General features: G+C 59.3%; 24 protein-coding genes. 9 read left to right on the top strand and 15 right to left on the bottom strand.

The features are described from left to right. Positions 1–67: 67 nt before the first annotated feature. Positions 68–1,258 carry a hypothetical protein gene (locus tag FHX10_RS21805; protein ID WP_132575689.1) on the bottom strand — a complete coding sequence of 397 codons (1,191 nt, stop codon included), beginning with the start codon at positions 1,256–1,258 and terminating at the stop codon, positions 68–70. An 11-nt stretch (positions 1,259–1,269) separates the two neighbouring features. Further along, positions 1,270–2,670 (bottom strand): MBOAT family O-acyltransferase, encoded by a 1,401-nt coding sequence (locus FHX10_RS21800; protein ID WP_028758263.1) that lies wholly within the window; start codon positions 2,668–2,670, stop codon positions 1,270–1,272. A 362-nt stretch (positions 2,671–3,032) separates the two neighbouring features. Between FHX10_RS21800 and rfbC the strand changes: the two genes are divergently transcribed. Genes rfbC through rfbA form a run of 4 tightly spaced genes read left to right on the top strand, consistent with a single transcriptional unit; the run spans position 3,033 to position 6,423 of the window. Next, positions 3,033–3,599: a dTDP-4-dehydrorhamnose 3,5-epimerase gene (gene rfbC / locus FHX10_RS21795; RefSeq protein ID WP_132575781.1), complete on the top strand. Its 567-nt coding sequence runs from the start codon at positions 3,033–3,035 to the stop codon at positions 3,597–3,599. A 13-nt stretch (positions 3,600–3,612) separates the two neighbouring features. Continuing rightward, positions 3,613–4,668 carry a dTDP-glucose 4,6-dehydratase gene (rfbB, locus tag FHX10_RS21790; RefSeq protein WP_097622976.1) on the top strand — a complete coding sequence of 352 codons (1,056 nt, stop codon included), beginning with the start codon at positions 3,613–3,615 and terminating at the stop codon, positions 4,666–4,668. A 1-nt stretch (position 4,669) separates the two neighbouring features. Continuing rightward, positions 4,670–5,563: a dTDP-4-dehydrorhamnose reductase gene (gene rfbD / locus FHX10_RS21785; protein WP_184390200.1), complete on the top strand. Its 894-nt coding sequence runs from the start codon at positions 4,670–4,672 to the stop codon at positions 5,561–5,563. Beyond that, entirely contained in the window at positions 5,560–6,423 is an 864-nt protein-coding gene (gene rfbA, locus FHX10_RS21780) for a glucose-1-phosphate thymidylyltransferase RfbA (RefSeq protein WP_028758267.1), read from the top strand. The genes rfbD and rfbA overlap by 4 nt, the downstream gene beginning before the upstream one ends. Positions 6,424–6,544: 121 nt before the next feature. Here the strand turns inward: rfbA and FHX10_RS21775 are convergent, their stop codons facing one another. From FHX10_RS21775 to FHX10_RS21765, 3 genes are read right to left on the bottom strand one after another with little or no spacing between them, the layout of a single operon-like run. Then, the gene (locus FHX10_RS21775) at positions 6,545–7,348 is read right to left on the bottom strand and encodes an anti-sigma factor (protein WP_184390198.1); all 804 of its coding nucleotides are present in this window, start codon (positions 7,346–7,348) and stop codon (positions 6,545–6,547) included. After that, positions 7,345–7,950, bottom strand: coding sequence for an RNA polymerase sigma factor (locus tag FHX10_RS21770; protein ID WP_184390195.1), 606 nt, complete (start codon positions 7,948–7,950; stop codon positions 7,345–7,347). The genes FHX10_RS21775 and FHX10_RS21770 overlap by 4 nt, the downstream gene beginning before the upstream one ends. Positions 7,951–7,997: 47 nt before the next feature. After that, positions 7,998–8,534: a tetratricopeptide repeat protein gene (locus FHX10_RS21765; RefSeq protein WP_132575695.1), complete on the bottom strand. Its 537-nt coding sequence runs from the start codon at positions 8,532–8,534 to the stop codon at positions 7,998–8,000. Between the two features lie 170 nt (positions 8,535–8,704). On the opposite strand from FHX10_RS21765, the gene FHX10_RS21760 reads away from it, so the two are divergent. The 3 genes from FHX10_RS21760 to FHX10_RS21750 all read left to right on the top strand — a co-directional run bounded on the left by FHX10_RS21760 (position 8,705) and on the right by FHX10_RS21750 (position 11,580). Further along, positions 8,705–9,757 (top strand): type III polyketide synthase, encoded by a 1,053-nt coding sequence (locus FHX10_RS21760; RefSeq protein WP_132575697.1) that lies wholly within the window; start codon positions 8,705–8,707, stop codon positions 9,755–9,757. Next, positions 9,754–10,257 (top strand): isoprenylcysteine carboxyl methyltransferase family protein, encoded by a 504-nt coding sequence (locus FHX10_RS21755; protein WP_028758272.1) that lies wholly within the window; start codon positions 9,754–9,756, stop codon positions 10,255–10,257. The genes FHX10_RS21760 and FHX10_RS21755 overlap by 4 nt, the downstream gene beginning before the upstream one ends. A gap of 75 nt (positions 10,258–10,332) precedes the next feature. Further along, positions 10,333–11,580 carry an NAD(P)/FAD-dependent oxidoreductase gene (locus FHX10_RS21750; RefSeq protein ID WP_047613671.1) on the top strand — a complete coding sequence of 416 codons (1,248 nt, stop codon included), beginning with the start codon at positions 10,333–10,335 and terminating at the stop codon, positions 11,578–11,580. Here the strand turns inward: FHX10_RS21750 and FHX10_RS21745 are convergent. The 8 genes from FHX10_RS21745 to FHX10_RS21710 form a co-directional block, all read right to left on the bottom strand. Continuing rightward, positions 11,570–12,106 (bottom strand): gluconokinase, encoded by a 537-nt coding sequence (locus tag FHX10_RS21745; protein ID WP_047613669.1) that lies wholly within the window; start codon positions 12,104–12,106, stop codon positions 11,570–11,572. The two genes, FHX10_RS21750 and FHX10_RS21745, sit on opposite strands and share 11 nt — an antisense overlap. 26 nt (positions 12,107–12,132) lie before the next feature. Continuing rightward, complete coding sequence (locus tag FHX10_RS21740) at positions 12,133–13,086, bottom strand: peptide ABC transporter ATP-binding protein (protein ID WP_047613667.1); 954 nt, start codon at positions 13,084–13,086, stop codon at positions 12,133–12,135. Then, positions 13,083–14,099 (bottom strand): ABC transporter ATP-binding protein, encoded by a 1,017-nt coding sequence (locus FHX10_RS21735; RefSeq protein WP_132575699.1) that lies wholly within the window; start codon positions 14,097–14,099, stop codon positions 13,083–13,085. Before FHX10_RS21735 ends, FHX10_RS21740 begins: the two co-directional genes overlap by 4 nt. After that, complete coding sequence (locus FHX10_RS21730) at positions 14,099–14,989, bottom strand: ABC transporter permease subunit (protein ID WP_028758277.1); 891 nt, start codon at positions 14,987–14,989, stop codon at positions 14,099–14,101. The genes FHX10_RS21735 and FHX10_RS21730 overlap by 1 nt, the downstream gene beginning before the upstream one ends. A 9-nt stretch (positions 14,990–14,998) precedes the next feature. After that, complete coding sequence (locus tag FHX10_RS21725) at positions 14,999–16,003, bottom strand: ABC transporter permease subunit (RefSeq protein ID WP_028758278.1); 1,005 nt, start codon at positions 16,001–16,003, stop codon at positions 14,999–15,001. A gap of 87 nt (positions 16,004–16,090) precedes the next feature. Beyond that, positions 16,091–17,686, bottom strand: coding sequence for an ABC transporter substrate-binding protein (locus tag FHX10_RS21720; RefSeq protein ID WP_018244874.1), 1,596 nt, complete (start codon positions 17,684–17,686; stop codon positions 16,091–16,093). Positions 17,687–18,057: 371 nt separating this feature from the next. Further along, positions 18,058–18,540 carry an iron-responsive transcriptional regulator RirA gene (gene rirA / locus FHX10_RS21715; protein ID WP_028758280.1) on the bottom strand — a complete coding sequence of 161 codons (483 nt, stop codon included), beginning with the start codon at positions 18,538–18,540 and terminating at the stop codon, positions 18,058–18,060. Positions 18,541–18,792: 252 nt separating this feature from the next. Beyond that, positions 18,793–20,289, bottom strand: a complete 1,497-nt coding sequence (locus FHX10_RS21710) for a CoA-acylating methylmalonate-semialdehyde dehydrogenase (protein ID WP_127431254.1) — start codon at positions 20,287–20,289, stop codon at positions 18,793–18,795. 175 nt (positions 20,290–20,464) lie between these two features. Here FHX10_RS21710 and FHX10_RS21705 point away from each other — a divergent pair, with 175 nt between their 5' ends. Further along, complete coding sequence (locus FHX10_RS21705; protein ID WP_028758282.1) at positions 20,465–20,779, top strand: putative quinol monooxygenase; 315 nt, start codon at positions 20,465–20,467, stop codon at positions 20,777–20,779. Beyond that, entirely contained in the window at positions 20,776–21,657 is an 882-nt protein-coding gene (locus FHX10_RS21700) for a LysR family transcriptional regulator (RefSeq protein WP_127431253.1), read from the top strand. The genes FHX10_RS21705 and FHX10_RS21700 overlap by 4 nt, the downstream gene beginning before the upstream one ends. On the opposite strand, the gene FHX10_RS21695 is transcribed toward FHX10_RS21700, so the two are convergent. Both FHX10_RS21695 and FHX10_RS21690 read right to left on the bottom strand, forming a co-directional pair. Continuing rightward, positions 21,654–21,821 carry a hypothetical protein gene (locus tag FHX10_RS21695; RefSeq protein ID WP_097545269.1) on the bottom strand — a complete coding sequence of 56 codons (168 nt, stop codon included), beginning with the start codon at positions 21,819–21,821 and terminating at the stop codon, positions 21,654–21,656. The two genes, FHX10_RS21700 and FHX10_RS21695, sit on opposite strands and share 4 nt — an antisense overlap. Positions 21,822–21,865: 44 nt before the next feature. Further along, on the bottom strand, positions 21,866–22,303 hold the full coding sequence (locus tag FHX10_RS21690) for a DUF4174 domain-containing protein (RefSeq protein ID WP_132575705.1): 438 nt from the start codon (positions 22,301–22,303) through the stop codon (positions 21,866–21,868). Positions 22,304–22,649 lie beyond the last annotated feature (346 nt).

The following is a 22,649-nucleotide window of genomic DNA, read 5'->3' as shown; positions in this document are numbered from 1 at the left end:
CTAAAAATTGGCACGGGGCGTGCCACAGCGCCCCTCTTCTGTTGACAGCGTGGGTAGGCAAGCGAGCCTACTTGCCATTACACGACGCCAGTTCCTGCGAGGACGCGCTCTCGGCGGCTCGGCGTGAGATGGCTGGAAATAGCTGCCCATCTTGCTCGAACATAGCCTCCCCTTGCAAGATAGCCTCGAAGAGAAGAATTGAACCAGTGCACGTCTCCATATGATCCTCGTCTGAAAAAAGGCCCCAGTCCTCAGCAAATCCGAGTCCCTCCCGTTCCAGATCAATGAATGGAATCTGATACTTCTTGGACACCCTCTTCAAGTCCTCAACATGCAAATCCAGGCCATACTCTTGCTCGAATTCAAGCACATCGGATCGCACCGGCGGCTGATACAAGACGATCTGGATATGATGTGTCTTTCCCCATATTGCGAAAAGGTCGAATAGCCCATCCCAGGGAAAATTGCTCCTGATATCGTCGAGCCTCTGAACCTTAGGATGTTCGCGCGCAATGGGCGGAGATGGGCTCGCATTCATCGCGGCTGACAATCCAATCCGCTCACCATTTGTGCGAACCGTCTTGAACCAGGCATCATCGTAAACTGGGATGGAGCCATCCGCGCCGATCAGCCGGCGGTATAAATTCGTCAGGCGAAGATCCGATCTGTACCGGACAAAGTGAAGCAAATGGGAATCTGGCGCCCCCCCATACGTTCCATAGTTGATAATTTCCGCTTTGGTCTGCTTTGCTTGATCCAGTTGATCAATGAGAGGCATCAAAGAATGGAGCAACGGAAAGTATTTTTGGTGATCTCTTTCCATGACTAGCCCATCACGCCGCCTCATCAAAACTGGTGCCTCGACATAGACCTTTCTCAAATTGGGGAATTGAAGCCGCAATATTTCCGCCTGCAGGAGCAACCCGTATGAGATTTCACTGTAAGAGTTTCCGGATCCATTGACTGCATCAGCGAGCCCAAAGCGAGCGGGTCTCAAAACCTTTGAGCGAGAAGTGCCAACGAACGCGGTATGCACGGCCTCTGGATTCGGAAAGCGTTTGAATAGCGCGACATTGTGTATCAGAAATTGGTTGCCGATTTCGCGTCCGGATATCTTTGCCTCCGGCAGCGACTGAAGTAAGCCCTCTACGCCTTCCGCGGTCGCTGCAACTTGCGACATTTCATAGGCGCGAACCGCCCCCTCAACTACGGCTAACGCCAATAAAGACGCGACAACGTAAGCAAATATCGTTCTCACCCGCTGCTCTCCTAGAACTGAAAATAGATGAATTGCGCGCCGTCTACATAGTAGATCAGTGAGAACACAAACATGGTCGAGAAAAATACAAGCTGAGACCGAATAGAGTATTGGCTTATCGATTGCGAGTTTGTGGTTCTATTAGCAACAAAATACAAAACCACAAACATCACCAGCAACTCGAAGAAAACTCCATCCAATCTTGTCTGCATGTAGCCATTACTGAAATTAAATATATTTGATACAACCATTAGCGCCTCAGAAAGGGTTGGCGCCCTGAAAAATATCCAGGAAAAGAAAACCACCGCCATGGTAAGAAGCCACGATATCGGAGCGCACGAGAAGATCGCCCTCACGCCGGACGGGAGCTTCATGAGGTGGTAATACCTGTTAACACTGAGGGCGAGGCCATGAATTCCTCCCCATATGACAAAGTTATAACTCGCTCCGTGCCACAAGCCTCCTAGCAACATCGTAATCATTAGATTGCGAGTGATTTTGAAGTTGGAAAGATCTTTCGATCCACCCAGCGGAATATACAAATAGTCGCGAAGCCAATTCGACAGAGTTATGTGCCAGCTGCGCCAAAACTGTTGAATTGATCGCGCAGTGTATGGAGAATTGAAATTGGACGGTAAGTCATAGCCGAAGAGCTTGGCCGCCCCTAGAGCCATTAGAGAATAGCCCCAGAAGTCGCAGAAAATCTGAACGCCAAATCCGACCACGGCCAGCAGATTGTCGAGACCGCCATAATTGCCCGGGTTGGCGAATGTCGTATTGACGTAGGGAGCGATACCATCGGCGATTCCACACTTCAAAGCGAAACCGGTGACAAAAAGATACGCTCCCGTAACAATGAGATCGCTTGAGAGTTTCTGCAGAGCGTCAATTTGCGGCATGAACTGATGTGCGCGGCAAATCGGGCCGGCAATTAAGTGCGGGAAGAACAATACGAATATCGATAGCTTCAGGGGATTTCGTTCCGCGCTTATCTTTTTGTTGTAAAGATCGACAGCATACGAAATCAATTCAAAGACATAAAACGAGATACCCAATGGCAAAAGAGCCGGAATCCTGGGGCTCTCTACCGCGATCCCGACCAACTGAAGTCCATCGACTACGTTATCAACGAAGAAGGAGAGATATTTGAATGAGAATAATATGCCCAGATTTGCCAACACCACCAGCCATAGACCCAGACGGCTGTTCCGGGGAAAAACCCAGACAGTGATCACCCAATTCAGAATGATGAGGCCAAGCAGCAGAAATACGAACAGGAAGCTCCACTGAATATAAAAAACCACGCTGGCAATAAATACTATTAGCTGCCGGAGGGGGACAGACTTTGTCGACCAATACGCCAACAATGTAAGGGCCAGAAGGATCCCATAACCTTCAGAATTGAACAGCAAATGTCACCTCTCCGCGATCCAGCTCGTACAATGGGCACCTGGCGACCCGTCGATCCATTGTTCCTCACCCATGCCGCAACTCCGTGCGGCAAATCCGTATGCCCGCGTGCGCATAGCGCATGATTGACGCCTATGCCAAGCGCCAACTGGAGTTCAAAGGATGTGAGGAATGAATTCTCTTACCGCCTGCAGCCGTTATGTCACTGCAAAGCCCTTGTGATCTCGGATAGTAGAGGTGGGTGGCAGAACCGGATTCTCATCTTGCTGTCCCGGCCCCGGCGCGGTATGTGCTCAGCAGCACGATTGGCTATATTGCCGGCGTTGGTTGCTGTCACAATTCAGCGATCGAGCCTAATGCAAGGATGTATGCATTGAATGTAGAACAACTGGGGATCGGGGACGTTAAAAGGATCACTCCCGCCAGATTCGGTGACTCGAGGGGCTATTTCAGCGAAGTCTTCAAAGATTCCTGGTTCCGCACTAACGTGGCCGACGTTTCTTTCGTGCAGGACAATGAGTCTCTTTCAGCGCAACCGGGGACCGTTCGGGGATTGCATTTTCAGCTGTCTCCCTTCGCCCAAGGCAAGCTCGTGCGTTGCCTGCGCGGCGCGCTCCTGGATGTGGCCGTCGATATCAGGCATGGCTCTCCGACCTACGGAAAGTGGGTCTCTGCAGAACTGTCGCCGGAGAATGGCTCACAGCTTTGGGTGCCGGCCGGATTTGCGCATGGGTTCATAACTTTGCAGCCCGAGACGATCATAAGTTACAAGGTCACGGCTCCCTACAGCGCCGAGCATGACCGCGGCCTGCGGTGGAACGATGCCGAGATCGGGATCGAGTGGCCGCAGATGGATGCCTACGTTCTTTCTGATAAGGACAACAAACAGCCATTGCTTTCCGAACTCCCCGCATATTTTCAATTTTCGTAAAACGGAGGGCCTCATGCGTGTTCTTGTAACAGGTGGCGCTGGCTTCATCGGTTCGGCATTAGTGCGCTATCTCGTCAGTGAGGTCGGCGCCGACGTCCTCAATATCGACAAGCTGACCTATGCCGGCAATCTCGCCTCGCTGAAAGCGATCGAGAATGCTCCGAACTACAGGTTTCTCAAAGCCGACATTTGCGACAGAAGCGCGGTCAGCAGCGCTTTCGAGGAGTTTCGTCCCGATTACGTCATGCATCTGGCGGCGGAAAGCCACGTCGACCGGTCGATCACCGGGGCGGCGGATTTTATCGAAACGAATATAAATGGCACCTTCAGCATGCTGGAGGCTGCGCGGCAATATTGGCAAGGCCTTCCGGCGGACGAAAAGGCGGCATTCAGGATGCTGCACGTGTCCACCGACGAAGTCTACGGTTCGCTGGGTGAAGACGGGCTGTTTGCCGAGACGACGCCTTACGATCCGTCCTCTCCCTACTCCGCATCCAAGGCGGCCAGCGATCACTTGGCAACGGCGTGGGAGCGGACTTACGGCCTGCCCGTGATCATTTCCAACTGTTCGAACAATTACGGTCCTTTTCATTTCCCGGAAAAGCTCATTCCCCTCATCATATTGAATGCGCTGGAACGGAAGCCATTGCCCGTCTACGGAAGCGGCTCGAACATTCGCGACTGGCTCTATGTCGACGATCACGCACGAGCGCTGTGGCTGATCGTGCAACGGGGCCGTCTCGGCGAAAAATACAATGTCGGCGGGCGCAACGAGCGGCGGAACATCGACGTTGTCCAGCGTGTCTGCGCGATCATGGATGAAGTCCGGCCAGGACGCGCGCCGCATAGCGATCTTATAAGCTACGTTACCGATCGGCCGGGCCACGATGCCCGCTACGCTATCGACGCGACCAAGCTCGAGACCGAACTCGGCTGGAAAGCACTGGAGAATTTCGACAGCGGCATCCGCAAGACCGTCGACTGGTATCTGGAAAATGCATGGTGGTGGCAGCCGCTGCGCGAGGGCGTGTATTCGGGTGAACGCCTTGGCGTGTTGAAAAAGGTGTGAGATGCGCATCGCGGTAACAGGCAAGAGCGGCCAGGTCACGTCTGCATTGCAAGCGCTGAATGCGCCTGACATTCAGGTCATCGCCATCGGCAGGCCCGAGTTGGATTTGCTCGCGCCTTCTATGGTGGGTGAAACCATTGCGAAGCTCAAACCCGACGTCGTCGTGTCGTCGGCCGCCTACACTGCCGTCGACAAAGCCGAAAGCGACGAGGCGGCGGCGTTCGCCATCAATCGAGACGGCGCAGGAGCCATCGCTGCCGCAGCTGCCGAGCTGTCCGTTCCCGTCATCCATCTCTCGACCGATTATGTGTTCGATGGAGACAAGCTCGAACGCTATGTCGAGAGCGATCCGGTCGGACCGGTATCCGTCTACGGCAGATCGAAGCTCGAAGGCGAATATGCGGTTGCCGCAGCCAATGAGAACCATGTGATCCTACGGACGGCCTGGGTCTATTCGACATTTGGCCATAACTTCGTGAAAACCATGCTCAGGCTTGCGGAGACGCGAGACGAGCTGAGCGTCGTGAGCGACCAACTGGGTTGCCCGACCTCCGCCAACGACATCGCCGAGGCTATCGTCAAAATAGCGGCCAGACTGTCAAGCGACTCTAGCCCGGACTTGCGGGGCGTTTTTCATTTGGCCGGCAGCGGCGAAACGAACTGGGCCGAGTTTGCTCGATATATTTTGTCCATTCTCGAGGAAAAGACCGGCAGGCGTGTCATCGTCAGGGACATTGCGACCGCCGACTACCCCACAGCCGCGAAGCGGCCCGCCAATTCCCGATTGTGCTGCGATAAGTTGAAGCGCCTTTATGGCGTCAGCATGCCGGAGTGGCAGGTATCGACGCGAGCTGTTGTGACAAAGCTCTTGGAAGAGCCGAAGGAGGCCGTATGAAAGGTATTGTGCTTGCGGGGGGCAGCGGTACTCGCCTGCACCCGATGACTCATTCGGTCTCGAAGCAGTTGCTTCCGATCTATGACAAGCCGATGATCTACTACCCGCTGACCACCTTGATGCTGGCCGGCATCAGAGAGGTTCTGATCATCTCCACCCCGCACGATATGCCGCTTTTCCAGCGGTTGCTGGGTGATGGCAGCGATTGGGGCATGTCTCTGAGCTATGCCGTGCAGCCGAGCCCCGATGGACTGGCCCAAGCCTATATTATCGGCGCAGATTTCGTGGCGGGCGGGCCATCCTGTCTTATCCTCGGAGACAATATCTATTTTGGCCACGGGCTGCCCGAACTGCTTGAAGAGGGTGTATCGAAGGGTGATGGCGCGACCGTATTTGCCTATCATGTGCACGATCCCGAACGTTACGGTGTCGTCGAATTCGGCAGCGACATGACTGCAATTTCGATTGAAGAAAAGCCGGTGAAGCCGAAATCGCACTGGGCCGTCACCGGCCTTTATTTTTACGATGCCGACGTCGTTGATATCGCAGCCAATCTGAAGCCTTCGGCGCGCGGCGAATACGAGATTACCGACGTCAACAGGACATATCTGGAGCGGGGTAAGCTGCGCGTCTCGATGATGGGCCGTGGTTATGCCTGGCTTGACACCGGCACGCCCGAAAGCCTGCTCGAGGCCGGCGAGTTCGTCCGCACCCTTGAAAAACGCCAGGGCTTCAAGATCGCTTGCCCGGAGGAAATCGCGCTGGCCAAAGGCTTCATCACCAAGGAGCATTTCGCCCAGATTGCCGCCAAAGCGGGCAAAGGCGATTATGGCCAATATTTGCGTGGCCTGATGGATTAAATAGCTGCGGTCCGGCGAAATAGGCATACAGTGCGAGAGTGCACGGCGGCCTTGCGATAACGGGATGCGGAAAACAAAAAGCTAAAGAGCGAATCTGAAAAATTGCGACGCTCTTTAGCAGTCAGGCTGAAAGTCTCCTCCTGACGTCCTCTCCCAACTCCTTCATGCGGTCGGCCGGAACGCGACCGATCAGCATGAAGGCATGCGTCTCGTTCGACCAGTAGACGACATTCATCCCCTTGCGGCTTTCGAGATCCGGCGTCTTGGGTCCGGCATCCGACATGACGATGCACAGCGCCATCGGGCCGGTTTCGGGGTCGAGATAGGCGATCTGGGCAAGCGGTTTGCCGTCATATTGCAAGAGCAGCGCGCGCTTGAAATCGATGCCCGGAAGCGCGACGGCTTCGGGGGAGAGCGAGAGGCCGAGTTTCTCGTCAAGCGGGCCGAGCTGGGCTGCCTGGGCCTCCCGGACAGGCACCGGGCCGGCCAGGGTTTCCGGGGTATAGAGCGAGATATAGTCGGCGACCACGCTCCGCCATTCGCTGTTTTCGTCCTTTGCCGAAAGGCGTGCGCCGATGCCGATGACGGCGCGGTCGATCGCGATGCCGGCAACGAGCGAGGCGGCGAGCGCGCCGAGGAACCGGCGACGGCTGGCGAATGTCAGCGCAGAAGCGGATTTTGCGCGCTGCTGCGCCGGGATGGCGGCGAGCATCGTCTCCAGCTTCTGACGCGGGGCTTCGGCGAGCAGCGGGGCGAAGACCTGCTCGAACGGCAGGCTGGCGCGCGCCAGGAATTCCAGCCGTTCGGCGACGTGTTCATCTTCGCTGACGAGGGCTTCGATGCGCGCAGCCTCTTCGGCCGTCAGTTCGCCGTCGATGAAGGCGGTCAGGTCCTCGTCGGAGGGAATGGTGTGTTTGGTGTTCATTGCCGTCCCCCTTCCGATCCGGCGCCGGAGAGCTTGGCGCGGGCAGCCGCCAGCCGGCTCATCACGGTTCCGATCGGGATATCCAATATGCCTGCAACCTCGCGATAGGAAAGTCCTTCCACATAAGCGAGGAAAACCACCGTCCGCTGCGCCTCGGGCAGCGCATTCACCTGCTTGAGCACCTGATGGGCCATCACATGCGCTTCAGTGTCGTGTGCGCCGTCGAAGGTCAGTGTTTCCCCGGCATCGACGAAACCCTGGCCCTGGCGCACCCGGCGGGAGCGGATCTCGTTCAGCCAGATCGAATGCAGGATCGAAAACAGCCAGCGGTCGAGCCGGGTGCCGGGGATGAACTGATCGGCGCGCTCCAGCGCGCGAAGGCAGGTCGCCTGCACCAGGTCGTCGGCAACATCGCGCTGATGCGAGAGCACGAGACCATAACGCCAGAGCCTTGCCAGATTTTCCGTCAAGCCGCTCCTGATATCCGCTTCGCTCGCGATGGCCGCCTCCGCCGATCCAACAACTTTCGGAACCGCCGGATGAACCGGCGATTCCATTCTCGCGGGACTATAGGCAGGAAATTGGGTGCGCGCGACCGACATTGAGATATCCCTTCCGTGCTTCCATCTTCCTGTCCGTGGATTCCCGATCAGATCTTAGAGGGGTTAAGGATCGCGGCGTTCAGATCCTGATATTCCTCGCAGGTGGTGCCGCAGATCGCCTTGATCGTCTTCAACTGCTCCTTGGCGAGATCGAACTGGCCCTTGATGACATAGGCCTCGCCGAGATATTCGCGGACCTTGGCATATTGCGGGTCCATCTTCACCGATTGCAGGTAATAAGAGATGCCTTCGTCGGTGCGGCCGAGCTTGCGGGTGGCATAACCGCGATAATTCAGCACTTCGGCCGTGTTCTGATCCTTGACCGTGTCGAGCACGGCAAGCGCCTCCTCATAGCGGCCGGCCTTGGCCAGCGAATAGGCATAATCGGCACGGTTCTCGTCGGAGACGTTGGCACTCTGCTGCTTGACGCATTTCTTGGCCTTCTGGTCGTAGATCTCGCCCTTCTTACAGACTGGCGTTGCACTGCTGTTATCGCCGATGGCAAAGACCGGACCGGAGAACACAGATGCGGCAAGGCAGCCGCCGAGAATGATCGAAGCAATGCGGGCAGACATGATCGTCATGGGGAAACTCCTCGAAAGTGACGTTGCGAGGAGAGAACACCGCTGCGCCTGGCTTTATTCGGCTGCGCCTGGCATTTCTTACATCACGGTTTCGTGAAGCCCGCAGATCCGAATAATTTCGGCGTTCGCGTGTTTCCATCCGTTCCGCCGGGAACGACAAGGAGAATTCCGTGACCGATACCGTGAAACTCATCAGCCTCGCCGTCGCCGCCCCCGAACATGTCATCCTCCAAAAACAAGCGCTCGAAGCCTCGGCCCGGCTGTTTGCCGACCGTTTCGAGGATTTCCGCCATCTTGCCCGCGTCTTCGACAGCGCCGGCATCGAAAAGCGTCATGCGGCGCGGCCGCTTTCCTGGTTCGACGAACCGCATGGTTGGCAGGACCGGATGGAGGCCTATGCAGAGGTGGCGGGCGGGCTTTTCGTGGAGGCGGCCAGCTGCGCACTTCGTCAGGCAGGGCTTGAGGCCGGGGATGTCGACTGTGTCGTGACCGTCTCTTCCACCGGCTTTACGACGCCGAGCCTCGATGCGCAGCTTGCCCGCAGGATGGGTTTCCGTGCCGATATCGAGCGCGTGCCGGTCTTCGGACTCGGCTGTGCAGCCGGGGTGTCCGGCTTTGCGATCGCCTCGCGGCTGGCGCAAAGCCGACCGGGCGCCGTCGTGCTATTCATCTCGATCGAGCTTTGCACGCTGGCCTTCCGGCTGGACGAGCTGACGCGGCCGAACATCATCGCGACAGCGCTTTTCGGCGACGGCGCGGCCGCCTGCGTGCTGCGTGCGGGAGGAGGCGGGCTGGCGGAAGTGGAATCAACAGGCGAACATCTCTTTCCCGACACGCTCGATATTATGGGCTGGAAGATCGACGATGGCGGCTTCGGCATCGTGCTGGCGCAATCGCTGCCGCCCTTTGCGGAGAGAGAGCTCGGCCCGGCGGTGACGACCATTCTGGCGCGCAATGGGCTGAGGCCGGAGGATATCGGCCGCTTCATCTGCCATCCCGGGGGCATGAAGGTGCTGGCCGCGATGGAAAGCGCACTGTCGCTGGTTCCGGGCGCACTCGATCACGAGCGCGCCGTGCTTGGCGAATATGGCAACATGTCGTCGCCGACCATTCTGTTCGTGCTGGAGCGGGCGATCCGCGCCGGATTGCCGGAGCGTGCCGCGATGATCGCCATGGGGCCGGGATTTTCGGCGAGCTGCGTGACGCTGCGGAGAGTGGCATGATGTGGCCGTCTATCGCGCTTCTGGCCTTCGTGACGCTGCAGCGGCTGGGCGAGCTCGTGCTCGCCCAGCGCAACACCGCAGCCCTTCTCGCCCGAGGCGCCAGGGAGGTGGCAGCAGAGCACTATCCCGTCATGGTGGCGCTGCATACGGCCTGGATCATCGGACTCTGGCTGCTGGCGCCGGGAAGACCGGTCGAGCTCTTCTGGTTTGTCGTGTTCATGGCGCTGCAGGGGTTGCGGCTCTGGGTGCTGGCGACGCTGAAGGGCCGCTGGACGACGCGCATCATCATCCTGCCCGGCGCACCGCTCGTCCGATCCGGGCCCTATCGCTTCCTCAGCCATCCGAACTATGCGATCGTCGTCGGCGAGATCGCCGTCCTTCCCCTCGCCTTCGACCTGCCGTTTTACGCGGCTGTCTTTTCCATGCTCAATGCGCTTATCCTCCATGTCCGCGTGAAGGCTGAAAATGCCGCACTGAAAAGCGCAATGATTTTGAAATGAATGCGATTTTTCGTTTGCGCCGCATCATCGGCACGGGCATTTTCACCCCGATAAACAAAGCGGAATGCAGGGGAAATGACGAAGAACGCAATCGTGCTCGGCGCCGGCATCGTCGGGGTTTCCACGGCCATCCATCTTCAGCGGCGCGGCCGGCAGGTGACGCTGATCGACCGCAAGGATCCGGGCAACGAAACCTCCTTCGGCAATGCCGGCCTGATCCAGCGCGAAGGTGTCGCGCCTTACGGCTTTCCCCAGCAGCTCGGGCTTTTGCTGCGTTATGCGCTGAATAACCGCATCGATGCGCATTATCACCTGCGCACGCTGCCGAGCCAGATCGCCTTTCTCGCCCGCTACTGGTGGAACTCCAATGCGCGCCGCCACGCGCTCATCACCCGGGCCTATGCGCCGCTGATCGAGAATTCGATTGCCGAACACAAGGACCTGATCGAAGCGTCGCAGGCTGAAGCGTTGATCCGCAAGGATGGCTGGATCAAGCTTTTCCGCACGCAGGCCAAGCGCGACGCGGCTCTTGCGGAGGCAGCACTTTGGCAGAATGAATTCGGGGTGGAGTACGACAGCCTGGCTCCGGCCGATATCGCCCGCATGGAACCTGATCTTTCCGGCGATTTCGCCGGTGCTATCCGCTGGCGCGACCCCTGGTCGGTGCTCGACCCGCATGCGCTGACATCGGCCTATCGCCGCTATTTCGAAAGCCTCGGCGGCCGTTTCGTCACCGGGGATGCCGCCTCGCTCGGTCCGTTCGGCTCCGGCTGGAAGATCATGACGACAGAGGGTCCGCTCGAAGCCGAGGATACCGTCATAGCGCTCGGCCCCTGGGCGGCCGTTGCGACGCGCCGGCTCGGCTATTCCCTCCCACTCGGGGTCAAACGCGGCTATCACATGCATTATGCCGCCGAGGGCGATGCCGTGCTCAACAACTGGATGCTCGATGCCGAACGCGGCTACTTGCTGGCGCCGATGAACCGCGGCATCCGCCTGACGACCGGGGCGGAGTTTGCAACGCTCGACGCGCCGAAGACGCCGGTCCAGCTCGACCGCGCCGAAGCCGTCGCGCGCACCATCTTCCCGCTCGGCAGGCGGCTCGATCCCGAGCCTTGGATGGGTGCTCGCCCCTGCACGCCCGATATGATGCCGGTTATCGGCAAGGCGCCGCGCCATCAGGGCCTGTGGTTTGCCTTCGGCCATGCCCATCACGGGCTGACGCTCGGGCCGGTGACGGGCCGCGTGCTTGCCGAACTCATCACCGGCGAGACGCCGTTCATCGATATTGCGGCCTATTCGCCGCAGCGTTTCAAGCCGTGATGCCGAGAGCAGCGAGACCTTTGAGAGCGGTCGCCGCGATGCCGTCCACCGTGTCGTCGATATCGACGGTGACGACGCCCGGCTCGCCCGTGGGCACCTCAAGCGTCGCCAGCTGGCTTTCGAGCAGCGAGACCGGCATGAAATGGCCCTTGCGCTCGCCCATCCGCTTCGTCAGCAGCGCCTTGGAGCCTTCGAGATAGACGAAGAACAGATTGCCGCCGACAGCCGCCCGCAGCCGGTCGCGATAGACGCGCTTCAGCGCCGAGCAGGAGACGATGATGCCCTCGCTCTTGTCAAGCGAGGCCTGCATGTCCTCGCCGATTAGGTCGAGCCAGGGCATCCGGTCCTCATCCGTCAGCGGAATGCCCTTCGACATCTTTTCGACATTGGCGGCCGGATGAAGCGCATCGCCTTCGACGAAGGCCAGGTGCAGGGCCTCGGCGAGCTTTTCGCCGACGGAGGATTTGCCGCAGCCGCTGACCCCCATGACGATGATCGCATGGGGTTTGTTCATCTGCTCCGACATGATTCCTCCCAATCGATGTTTCCCGCTCAATCGAGCGGGAAGTGACAGGCATATTGTTGTTCGCCCTCTCCCCTTAATTCGGGAGAAACCTGGCGGCAATGGTCCTGCGCCTTCCAGCAGCGCGGATTGAAGTGGCAGCCCGACGGCGGCTTCAACGGCGACGGCAGCTCACCCTGCAGGCGGATGCGGCTCTTCTCGCGGTCGGGATCGGCAATCGGCGTGGCCGACAGCAAGGCGGCCGTATAGGGATGGCGTGGCCTGGCGAAGACCTCGGCGGCGGGACCGGTTTCGACCGGGCGGCCGAGATACATCACCATCACCTCGTCGGCGATATGATGGACGACGGACAGGCCATGCGAGATGAAGAGATAGGCAAGACCCATCTCCTTCTGCAGGTCCATCAAGAGGTTCAGCACCTGCGCCTGGATCGACAGATCGAGCGCCGAGACCGGTTCGTCGAGCACCAGCACCTTCGGCCGCAGCATCAGGGCGCGGGCAATGGCGATGCGCTGACGCTGGCCGCCTGAGAACATGTGGGGATAACGGCCATAATGCTCCGAACGCAGGCCGACGCGCGCCATCATCTCCTCCACCTTGCGGCGGCGGGCGGCGGCGTTGAGATCGGTGTTGATCTTCAGTGGCTCTTCGAGGATCGAGCCGACCTTCTGGCGCGGGTTGAGCGAGCCGTACGGATTCTGGAAGACGATCTGCACCTGGCTGCGCAGGCTGCGGTCGCCGACATTGGCGGGCTTGCCGTCGATCAGCAACTGCCCTGACGTCGGATCCTCGATCATGGTGACCAGGCGGGCGAGCGTCGACTTGCCGCAGCCGGATTCGCCGACGACGGCGAGCGTCTTGCCGGAATGGAGGCTGAAGCTGACGCCGTTCAGCGCCTTGACGGTGGCGTCGGCTTTGAAGAAACCACGGTTGACGGTGTAGAAGCGGGCGAGATCCCTGCCCTCGAGAACAGCATCCGTCATACGAGGTCTCCTGCAGTTTCAACGGCCATCACGCCCGGATGGCCGAGCGGCTTGCCGTCCTTCAAAGGATAGTTGCAGAGCGCCAGGCCCAACTCCGGCCCCTGACGAACGACGCCGCGATCGCATTCGACCGTGGCGAAGCCGCAGCGCGGCGCGAAAAGACAGCCTGTCGGGCGACCGTGCTGACCGGGCACGACACCGGCGATCGAGGGAAGGCGCTGGCCGACTTTGGCGCGTTCCGGGAGGGCCGCGAGCAGGGCTGCGGTATAGGGATGATGCGGATCGCGGAACAGCGCCCTCACCGGCTGCTCCTCGACCTTCTGGCCGGCATATTGCACCTGCACGCGCTCGGCGGTTTCGGCGACGACACCCATGTCGTGGGTGATCAGCACCAGCGCCATGCCCTGCTCCCTCTGCAGGCGAACGAGCAGATCGAGGATCTGGGCCTGGATCGTCACGTCGAGCGCGGTCGTCGGCTCATCGGCGATGAGCAGCTTCGGATTGCAGGCGAGCGCCATGGCGATCATGACGCGCTGGCTCATGCCGCCGGACATCTGATGCGGGAAGTTCGACAGGCGGTCTTCCGGCGCCGGAATGCCGACGAGATTCAAGAGCTCGATCGAGCGTTGGCGGCGCTCCTTGCGGTTGAGGCCCATATGAAAGCGCAGGGTCTCACCGAGCTGGAAGCCGACCGTGAAGCACGGATTGAGGCTCGACATCGGCTCCTGGAAGATCATCGCCATATCCTTGCCGACGATCCTGCGGCGCTGCCGGGCGGAGATGCCGCGCAGATCCTTGCCGTCGAACTGCATACGGTCGGCGGTGATCTTCGCTGTCCAGGGCAGAAGCCCCATCAGCGCCAGCATGGCAACGGATTTGCCCGAGCCGGATTCACCGACGACCGACAGGATTTCGCCCTTGTCGCAGGCAAGCGACACGCCGTCGACGGCGCGGAACAGACCGGAAGAGGTCTGGAATTCGACAGTCAGATTTTCAATCTCGAGGAGCGACATCACGACCTCTTCAGTTTGGGATCGAGCGCGTCGCGCAGGCCGTCGCCCATCAGGTTGATGGCGAGAACGGTGATGAGAATGGCAAGACCCGGGAAAGTTACGACCCACCAGGCACGCGAAATAAACTCTCGGGCTTCAGCGAGCATCGTGCCCCATTCGGGTGTCGGCGGCTGAGCGCCTTGGCCGAGGAATCCGAGGGCGGCGGCATCGAGGATTGCCGCCGAAAAGGCAAGCGTCGCCTGGACAATCAGCGGGCCCAGACAGTTCGGCAGGATCGTCTTAAACATCAGGCGCAAAGTGCCCGCGCCCGCGACACGCGAGGCGATCACATATTCTCTTTCACGTTCAGACATGACCGAAGCGCGAGTCAGCCGCACGAAATGCGGCACGTTTACAATCGAAATTGCAATCATTGCGTTGGTAAGACCAGGCCCGAGGATGGCCACTAGCACGAGAGCAAGCAGCAGCGACGGAAAGGCCATCACAATATCCATCACACGCATGACCACGGTGTCGACGTGACCGCGAAAAAAACCCGCCGCGAGGCCGATCAATACGCCTGACACAACCGAAAGCGAGACCACGATGACCCCGATGAACAGCGAGAAGCGTGCGCCATAGATCAAGCGCGAGAGAATGTCGCGGCCGACAGCGTCGGTCCCAAGCGGATACGTTGCGCTGCCGCCCGCCGTCCAGAACGGTGGCGCCAGAAACAACTGGCGGTTTTGTTCGTCAGGCATATGTGGTGAAACCAGCGGCGCGAAAATTGCCAACAGCAAGATGAAAACGAAGACAGCGAGGCCGATAACGGCACCCTTGTTGCGTGAGAAATAGTGCCAGAACTCCGCAAGAGCGGATGGCTGACCGGTATTGACGGTGACCGTGCTCATGGACCACTCCTAGTGACGAATACGTGGATTGATGAAGCCATAGAGGACATCAACAATCAGATTGACCAGCATGATGACGCCTGCGATCAGGAGAAGGCCACCCTGGACCACTGCGTAGTCGCGCTTCGACACCGCGTCGATCATCCACTTGCCGATGCCCGGCCAGGAAAAGATCGATTCTGTGAGAATGGCGCCGGCTAGCAAAACGCCCATCTGCAGACCGATCGTCGTGACGACCGGTATCATCGAGTTTCGCAATGCATGCACGCCGACGACGCGCAGCGGCTTCAATCCTTTTGAACGGGCGGTACGAACATAGTCCTCGCCCAACACCTCAAGCATCGCCGACCGGGTCTGACGCGCGATGACGGCGAGCGGGATGGTCGCTAGCACGATGGTCGGCAGGATGAGGTGGCTCGCAGCTGAGGCGAAAGCCCCCTTTTGCCCGGACAGCAGGCTGTCGATGAGCATGAAGCCGGTCACCGGCTTGAAAAAGTACATGAAGGATATGCGGCCGGAAACCGGCGTCCAGTTAAGATACCCCGAAAAGAAGATGATGAGCATGATGCCCCACCAAAAAATCGGCATGGAATAGCCGACGAGGGCGACGCCCATCACGCTCTGATCGAACCACGTGCCTCGCTTAACGGCCGCAAAGACGCCGGCAGGCACCCCAAGACAGACCGCGAGAATGATGGCGCAGAAGGAAAGCTCGACTGTTGCCGGGAACAACGTCAGGAACTCGCCGAGAACGGGGCGCTTGGTGACGATCGAGGTGCCGAGATCGCCGTGCAGCACTTTTACGAGATAATCGAAATACTGCACATATATGGGCCGGTCGAAGCCGAGATCGTGCATGATCTGGGCGTGACGTTCCGGCGCCATGACACGTTCACCCGACAGAAGCATGACCGGATCGCCCGGAAGCAGGCGGATGAACGAGAAGGCAATGAGCGAAACGCCGAGAAACGTCGGGATCAGCACCGCGAGGCGGCCGATGAAAAAACGCAACATAGCAGGTTTTCCAATAGTTTCCGGCGGTCAGGGCAACCTGACCGCCGGCCGCACCCGGCGTTGACCGGGTAGTTTACAGATTTTTTATTATTCGGAAATGTCCACGCCGTCGAAACGGTGGATGCCGAGCGGATCCATGAAGAAGCCCGAGACCTTCTTGCTCATCGGAACGAAGACCAACGAGTGGTCGAGCGTATTCCAGGGAGCTTCCTTCTTGAAGATCAGCTGAGCCTGCTCATAAGCCTTGGTGCGCTCGGCGACGTCGGCCGTCTGCTTGGCCTTCGTCATCAGATCGTCGAATTCCTTGTTGCACCACTGCGCGCGGTTGTTGCCGCCGACAGCGTCGCAGCCAAGCAACGTATCCATGAAGTTGTCGGGATCACCGTTGTCGCCGGTCCAGCCGAGGATGACGGCACCGTCGCGATTCTTGTCGGACGAGAGCTTCAGATATTCGGCCCATTCATGGGTGACGATTTCCGCATCGACGCCGACCTTGGCCAGGTCGGCCTGCATCAATTCGGCGGCGCGACGCGCGTTCAACATGTACGGACGCGAAACCGGCATTGCCCAGATCTTCATCTTCAGATCCTTGACGCCGGCATCTGCCAGCATCTTCTTCGACGCATCGGGATCATACTTGTCGTCGACGACGGCATCGTTATAGGACCACATCGTCGGCGGGATCGGGTTCTTGGCAACGGCCGCGGCACCCTGGAAGACGGCATCGACGATCGCCTGCTTGTTGATCGCCATGTTCAGCGCCTTGCGGACTTCGGCCTTGTCGAACGGAGCAATCAAGGTGTTGTAGGCGAGATACGAAACGTTCAGGCCGGCCTGCTCGAGCACGGTCAGGTTCTCGTCCTTCTTGAGTTCGGCGACGTCAGCCGCATTCGGATAAGGAATGAGGTGGCATTCACCGGCTTTCAGCTTCTGCGCACGGACGGCGGCGTCAGAGGTAATCGCGAAAACCAGATCGTCGATCTTTTCCTTGCCCTTGAAATAGGTCTCGTTGGCCTTGTAGCGGATGACGGCATCCGGCTGGTAGGCGACGAAGGTGAACGGGCCGGTGCCGAGCGGCTGCTGGTTCATCTGCGCCATTTTGCCGTCGGCGGCGAGTTTGTCGGCATATTCCTTGGAGACGATCGAGGCGAAGTCCATGGCGAGGTCGGCGAGGAACGGCGCTTCGGGATGGTTGAGCGTGAACTTGACGGTGAGGTCATCGACCTTCTCGACCGACTTGATCAGCTCCGGGAAGCCCATGCCGGCAGCATATTCGTAAGAGCCGCCCTCGACATACTTGTTCCAGGGATTGTCAGCCTTGAGCTGGCGCTCGAACGAGAAGATGACATCGTCAGCATTGAAGTCACGCGTCGGCGTGAAGAAGTCGGTGGTCTGGTACTTGACGCCAGGATGCAACTTGAAGGTGTATTCCTTGCCGTCGGCCGAAACGCTCCAGCTGTCGGCCAGGCCCGGCTCGATCTCGGTGCCGCCATGCTTGAATTCGACGAGACGGCTATAGACCGTGCGCGACGACGCGTCGAAGGTCGTGCCTGCCGTGTAGAGGCTCGGGTCGAAGCCTTCCGGCGAGCCCTCGGAGCAATAGACAAGGGTCTTGGACCAGGCCGACGTCGCCATGACGGAAATCAGGGCCGTCGCTGCCAGGAGGACAGAGATCTTTTTCATAGTATTGTTTCCCGGTTGTTCTTTTTTGATGTTTGGAGATCGTAGAATGGCATCACGATCGACGGTTGATGGAACGATATTTATCTACTGAAAGCAACGGGCTACGGAGAAAAATTTTCCAGCTGGACAATTTTAGAAATTTTCAGTCAAAAATCAGCCGCATTTGGAAATTTTCGGACAAAAAAGACCGGAATTTTGTCGCATTTGGTATAAAAGCGCCGCCATCGCGACACGCGGACGCCATCCCCTCGCATTTCCGAGACCGGGAGACGCCGCAAAAACAAAAACCGCGGCTGCTGGAGCAACCGCGGTTCAGAAGCATGATCTGCGCTTAGAGCGCCGTGCGTCCTTTCGGACGCACAAGGGATAGTTCAGGCGGCGGGGACAACGATCGCGGGTTTGCGATATTGCTGCTCACCGGTGATTCCGAGAAGGAAATTGATCTGCGGACGGGCCTTGACGAGGTCGTCAATGGAATATTCCGAAAGCACGGCGAAGAAGGCGTTGAGCGCCTTGCGCAGCGCCGAATTCAGGCCGCAGCTGTCGACCAGCGGGCATTCGACCTCACCGTCATCCTCGAAGCATTCGGCCATGGCGAAACTGTCTTCCGTGACCCGAACCACGTCGAAGAGGGTGATGTCGGCCGCCGGCTTGCCCAAGCGCACGCCGCCGTTGCGACCGCGCACGGTCTCGACCAGACCCGCCTTGTTGAGCGGCTGGAGAATCTTGAAAAGAAAGAGCTCGGAAACACCATAGGCCTTGGCGATTTCCGGAATCCGGCTCAAGTGCCCGTCGTTGGCAGCACAATACATCAACATGCGAACCGCATAGTTGGTCTGCTTCGTCAACCGCATGCCATTCTCCTGACTCGTGCCTGTTCAGACCTATATAGGCGGTTTGGTAGTTTTGAACAATTCCAAAATATGAAATTCCCATTCAGCTTATGAGGCCATTTGCCGCGACGTCAATTCGGCCCCATGACGGGAATCGCATGACCGGCAGTTCATCTGAAAGCAACGCCGCCGAAAATCAACAACTTAGAATCGAAAAGTTCGGGGGCCCTAAGGCCCCCGAATTGCAGATTGCAGATGGGAATGTCGTGAAGATCACTTCATCGTCGGCATGACGAACTCGGCGCCGCTCTTGATGCCCGAGGGCCAGCGGGCGGTGACCGTCTTGGTCTTCGTCCAGAACTTGATCGAATCCGTGCCGTGCTGGTTGAGGTCGCCGAAGCTCGAAGCCTTCCAGCCGCCGAACGAGTGATAGGCGAGCGGAACCGGGATCGGAACGTTGATGCCGATCATGCCGATATTGATGCGCGAGGCGAAATCGCGGGCGGCATCACCGTCGCGGGTGTAGATGGCGACGCCGTTGCCATATTCGTGCTTCATCGGCAGCGACAGCGCATCCTCGTAGTTCGCGGCGCGGACGACGGAAAGGACGGGTCCGAAGATCTCGGTCTTGTAGATGTCCATCTCGGGCGTGACATGATCGAACAGGCAGCCGCCGACGAAATAGCCGTCTTCATAGCCCTGGAGCTTGAAATCGCGGCCGTCGACGACAAGCTTGGCGCCTTCCTCGATGCCGCGGTCGATGAGGCCGCGGACGCGGTTATAGGCATCCTTGGTGACGAGCGGGCCCATGTCGGCCTTGTCATCGGTGTAGGGGCCGATGCGCAGCGATTCGATCTTCGGCGTCAGCTTCTCGACGAGGCGGTTGGCGGTCTCTTCGCCGACCGGAACGGCAACCGAGATCGCCATGCAGCGCTCGCCGGCCGAACCGTAGCCTGCGCCCATCAGCGCGTTGACGGCCTGGTCCATATCGGCATCCGGCATGATGATCATGTGGTTCTTGGCGCCGCCGAAGCACTGGGCGCGCTTGCCGTTCATCGCCGCCGTGCCATAGACGTAGCGGGCGATCGGCGTCGAGCCGACGAAAGAGACGGCGCCGATATCGGGATCGGTGAGGATCGCATCGACGGCACCCTTGTCGCCGTTGACGACGTTGAGAATGCCGGCGGGCAGACCGGCCTCGATCATCAGTTCTGCGAGACGGATCGGCAGGGAGGGATCACGCTCGGAAGGCTTCAGGATGAAGGCGTTGCCGCAGGCGATCGCCGGCGCAAACATCCACATCGGGATCATGCCGGGGAAGTTGAAAGGGGTGATGCCGGCGCCGATGCCGACCGGCTGACGGATCGAATACATGTCGATCGCCGGGCCGGCGCCCTCGGTGAATTCACCCTTGGCGAGATGCGGAATGCCGCAGACGAATTCGCAGACTTCGAGGCCGCGGATGACGTCGCCCTTGGCATCCTCGATCGTCTTGCCGTGTTCCTTGGAAATCAATTCGGCAAGTTCATCCATGTGCTTGTTCAGGAGTTCGACGAACTTGAAGAAGACGCGGGCGCGGCGCTGCGGATTGGTGGCAGCCCATTTCGGCTGCGCGGCCTTGGCGTTTTCGACTGCGGCGCGCAGTTCCTCGACGCTTGCAAGCGCGACCGTCGCCTGCACCTCGCCGGTTGCCGGATTGTAGACGTTGCTCACGCGGCCGCTGGTGCCGGCAACATGCTTGCCGCCGATGAAATGACCGATCTCATGCATGGGTGTTCCTCCTGTTTTTGGATGACCGACAATCGCACTTCAATTTGCACAAATCAATGCGCTGATATAAGGAACTGTTGTGCGTAGATTGTAGTCCTGTCGTTGCATCGGGCCTGCTGCTTACAAACTTGGCACGGCACGTCGACAAGTCAAATCCCAAGGGGAGGTCAAACCGTTGAGCCGGAAACCCGTCGTCAGAATGGCGGAGCTGGAGATCGCTCCGGAGACGCTGGAAACCTATAGCGCATTGCTCGCGGAGGAAATCGAGGCATCGGTGGCGCTGGAAGACGGCGTCCTTTCCCTCTGCGCCGTTTCCATCAGGGACCACCCAAACCGCATCCGTATTCTGGAGGTCTACACCGACCAGGCGGCATATGAGGCCCATCTGCAGGCACCGCATTTCCTGAAATACAAGAACCAGACGGCGGGCATGGTGACATCGCTGGCGCTGATCGAGGTCGATCCGATCGCCATGCGTGCCAAGCCATGAACTGGGACGATGTTCGTATTTTCCTGGCCGTCGCCCGCACCGGGCAGATCCTTGCCGCCTCGAAGCGGCTGGGGCTCAATCACGCCACGCTCTCGCGCCGGCTGACGTCGCTGGAAGAGGCGCTGAAGACACGGCTTTTCATCCGCCGCACGAATGGCTGCGAGCTGACGGCCGAAGGCGAAGTGTTCCTGGCATCCGCAGAGCGGATGGAAACCGAAATGCTCGCAGTACAGGCCAGCCTCGGCCACACCGATACGGCTATTGCCGGGACCGTGCGCGTCGGCGCGCCCGATGGGTTCGGTGTATCCTTCCTGGCGCCGCGCATAGGCAGACTGATCGAGCGCCATCCGGAACTGAAGATCCAGCTCGTACCCGTGCCGCGCTCTTTCTCGCTGTCGCAGCGCGAGGCCGATATCGCCATCACGCTGGAGCGGCCGGTACAAGGCCGGCTCGTCTCTTCCAAACTCACCGACTACACGCTCGGCCTCTATGCCTCACGCGACTACCTCGCCGCCCAGGGCACGCCCGGCGATATCGAGGCGCTGAAGGCGCATCCGCGCATCGGCTATGTCGAAGACCTGATCTTCACCGCCTCGCTGAATTTCTCCGGCGAGGTGATGCGCAGCTGGGATGCGAGCTTCGAGATATCGACGGCGATCGGGCAGACGGAGGCGGTGCGATCGGGCGCCGGCATCGGCATTCTGCACGATTATATCGCCCGGCAGTATCCGGAACTCCAGCGCATCCTGCCTGAAATTTCGATCCGGCGGGCCTACTGGACGACCTACCACGAAACGGCGCGCGATCTCGTGCGCGTCAGGAGCGTTGCCGATTTCCTGCAGGAACTCGTCAGCGCCGAGCGGCATATTTTTCTTTAAACGTCCCGCACGTGTTTGGCCGGCTCGTCGTTCTCGTCGGGGTTCGGAACCGGCACCTCGTCGGGCAGCCTGTCCGGCTCCGGTTCCGTGATCGGAGGCACCGGCTTCCAGCCGGGTGCCGGCATCGGCGGCTGGTCGGGAATGGGTTCGTTGGGCACGGACATGACCGCCTCCCTTTCATGATCGTGGTTTGACGCGATGTTCGGGACTATCTGTCCGGCTTCAGCGATTCGGCAGCGCGCATCGGCATGCTGTCGATAATGGCGAAGAGCTCGCCATCGGTGATCGGCTCGCTGGCCTTCAGCTTCACCGTGCCGTCCTTTCCAACAAGGAAGGCCGCGAACTCGCCCAGATCGGGCGCCTGGAGATCGCGGCGGATCGCTTCACCGTCGAGGCCGTCGGCGGCACCGAAGAGTGGCCGAACGCCCACGCCGGAAATCTTCAGCACCACCAGGTCACGCTCATCGAGGGCCGAGCGATCGGCCAACAACTGGTTCTCCTGGCGGGCGGCGCGGGAATTGTCCCTGTCGGCGAAAACAACGAAAACGCGGTTCTTCCACTGGAACGCCGCGAGGCTTTCGGCCGGCGCATAAGCGCTGTTGGTCTCGTCGATCTTGGTCGCACCGTAGAGAAGGGTTTTCGACATGCATATTCTCCCGTCAACTTAGAGAACCGCTCAGGACGACGTGGGTTCCATCAAAACGGAATCTTGCTTAGGTTTCGCCTCCCGAATTCATCGGTGAGATCCTGCGATTGCCAGTCTCACCGAGCTCGCCGCGGAGCCTGATGGTCAACTACGTTTGGCACTAAGGGGACTTTCGAGCGTAGGAATCTCCTTCAACGAATGCAAGGCCGGAACTCACCAGAGGGGTTTGGCTTGTTCAGGTCGGCGACGGTCTCCTTCATTTCCAGCAGCGACATGCCGGCTCCAATCGGGACTAGTCGTTTGAAACTTTCGCCGGCACGCCCCCATCTGCTAGGCGTCTGATTAG

Origin of the sequence: Rhizobium sp. BK591 (genome assembly GCF_014195045.1) — a bacterium.
Taxonomy (GTDB): domain Bacteria; phylum Pseudomonadota; class Alphaproteobacteria; order Rhizobiales; family Rhizobiaceae; genus Rhizobium; species Rhizobium anhuiense.
The sequence above is the reverse complement of the archived record's forward strand: the minus strand, read 5'-3'. Positions and strand labels throughout refer to the sequence as shown.

What these genes read in the sequence shown, in the direction of transcription:
- FHX10_RS21770 (WP_184390195.1), bottom strand. Translation starts at nt 7,950, where the DNA reads ATGTCGGTCGCGCGCACCCAATTTCCTGCCTATAGTCCCGCGAGAATG.
- rfbA (WP_028758267.1), top strand. Translation starts at nt 5,560, where the DNA reads ATGAAAGGTATTGTGCTTGCGGGGGGCAGCGGTACTCGCCTGCACCCG.
- FHX10_RS21745 (WP_047613669.1), bottom strand. Translation starts at nt 12,106, where the DNA reads ATGTCGGAGCAGATGAACAAACCCCATGCGATCATCGTCATGGGGGTC.
- FHX10_RS21750 (WP_047613671.1), top strand. Translation starts at nt 10,333, where the DNA reads ATGACGAAGAACGCAATCGTGCTCGGCGCCGGCATCGTCGGGGTTTCC.
- FHX10_RS21695 (WP_097545269.1), bottom strand. Translation starts at nt 21,821, where the DNA reads ATGTCCGTGCCCAACGAACCCATTCCCGACCAGCCGCCGATGCCGGCA.
- FHX10_RS21775 (WP_184390198.1), bottom strand. Translation starts at nt 7,348, where the DNA reads ATGAACACCAAACACACCATTCCCTCCGACGAGGACCTGACCGCCTTC.
- FHX10_RS21725 (WP_028758278.1), bottom strand. Translation starts at nt 16,003, where the DNA reads ATGTTGCGTTTTTTCATCGGCCGCCTCGCGGTGCTGATCCCGACGTTT.
- FHX10_RS21765 (WP_132575695.1), bottom strand. Translation starts at nt 8,534, where the DNA reads ATGACGATCATGTCTGCCCGCATTGCTTCGATCATTCTCGGCGGCTGC.
- rfbD (WP_184390200.1), top strand. Translation starts at nt 4,670, where the DNA reads ATGCGCATCGCGGTAACAGGCAAGAGCGGCCAGGTCACGTCTGCATTG.
- rfbC (WP_132575781.1), top strand. Translation starts at nt 3,033, where the DNA reads ATGTATGCATTGAATGTAGAACAACTGGGGATCGGGGACGTTAAAAGG.
- rirA (WP_028758280.1), bottom strand. Translation starts at nt 18,540, where the DNA reads ATGCGGTTGACGAAGCAGACCAACTATGCGGTTCGCATGTTGATGTAT.
- rfbB (WP_097622976.1), top strand. Translation starts at nt 3,613, where the DNA reads ATGCGTGTTCTTGTAACAGGTGGCGCTGGCTTCATCGGTTCGGCATTA.
- FHX10_RS21740 (WP_047613667.1), bottom strand. Translation starts at nt 13,086, where the DNA reads ATGACGGATGCTGTTCTCGAGGGCAGGGATCTCGCCCGCTTCTACACC.
- FHX10_RS21700 (WP_127431253.1), top strand. Translation starts at nt 20,776, where the DNA reads ATGAACTGGGACGATGTTCGTATTTTCCTGGCCGTCGCCCGCACCGGG.
- FHX10_RS21720 (WP_018244874.1), bottom strand. Translation starts at nt 17,686, where the DNA reads ATGAAAAAGATCTCTGTCCTCCTGGCAGCGACGGCCCTGATTTCCGTC.
- FHX10_RS21730 (WP_028758277.1), bottom strand. Translation starts at nt 14,989, where the DNA reads ATGAGCACGGTCACCGTCAATACCGGTCAGCCATCCGCTCTTGCGGAG.
- FHX10_RS21690 (WP_132575705.1), bottom strand. Translation starts at nt 22,303, where the DNA reads ATGTCGAAAACCCTTCTCTACGGTGCGACCAAGATCGACGAGACCAAC.
- FHX10_RS21755 (WP_028758272.1), top strand. Translation starts at nt 9,754, where the DNA reads ATGATGTGGCCGTCTATCGCGCTTCTGGCCTTCGTGACGCTGCAGCGG.
- FHX10_RS21735 (WP_132575699.1), bottom strand. Translation starts at nt 14,099, where the DNA reads ATGTCGCTCCTCGAGATTGAAAATCTGACTGTCGAATTCCAGACCTCT.
- FHX10_RS21710 (WP_127431254.1), bottom strand. Translation starts at nt 20,289, where the DNA reads ATGCATGAGATCGGTCATTTCATCGGCGGCAAGCATGTTGCCGGCACC.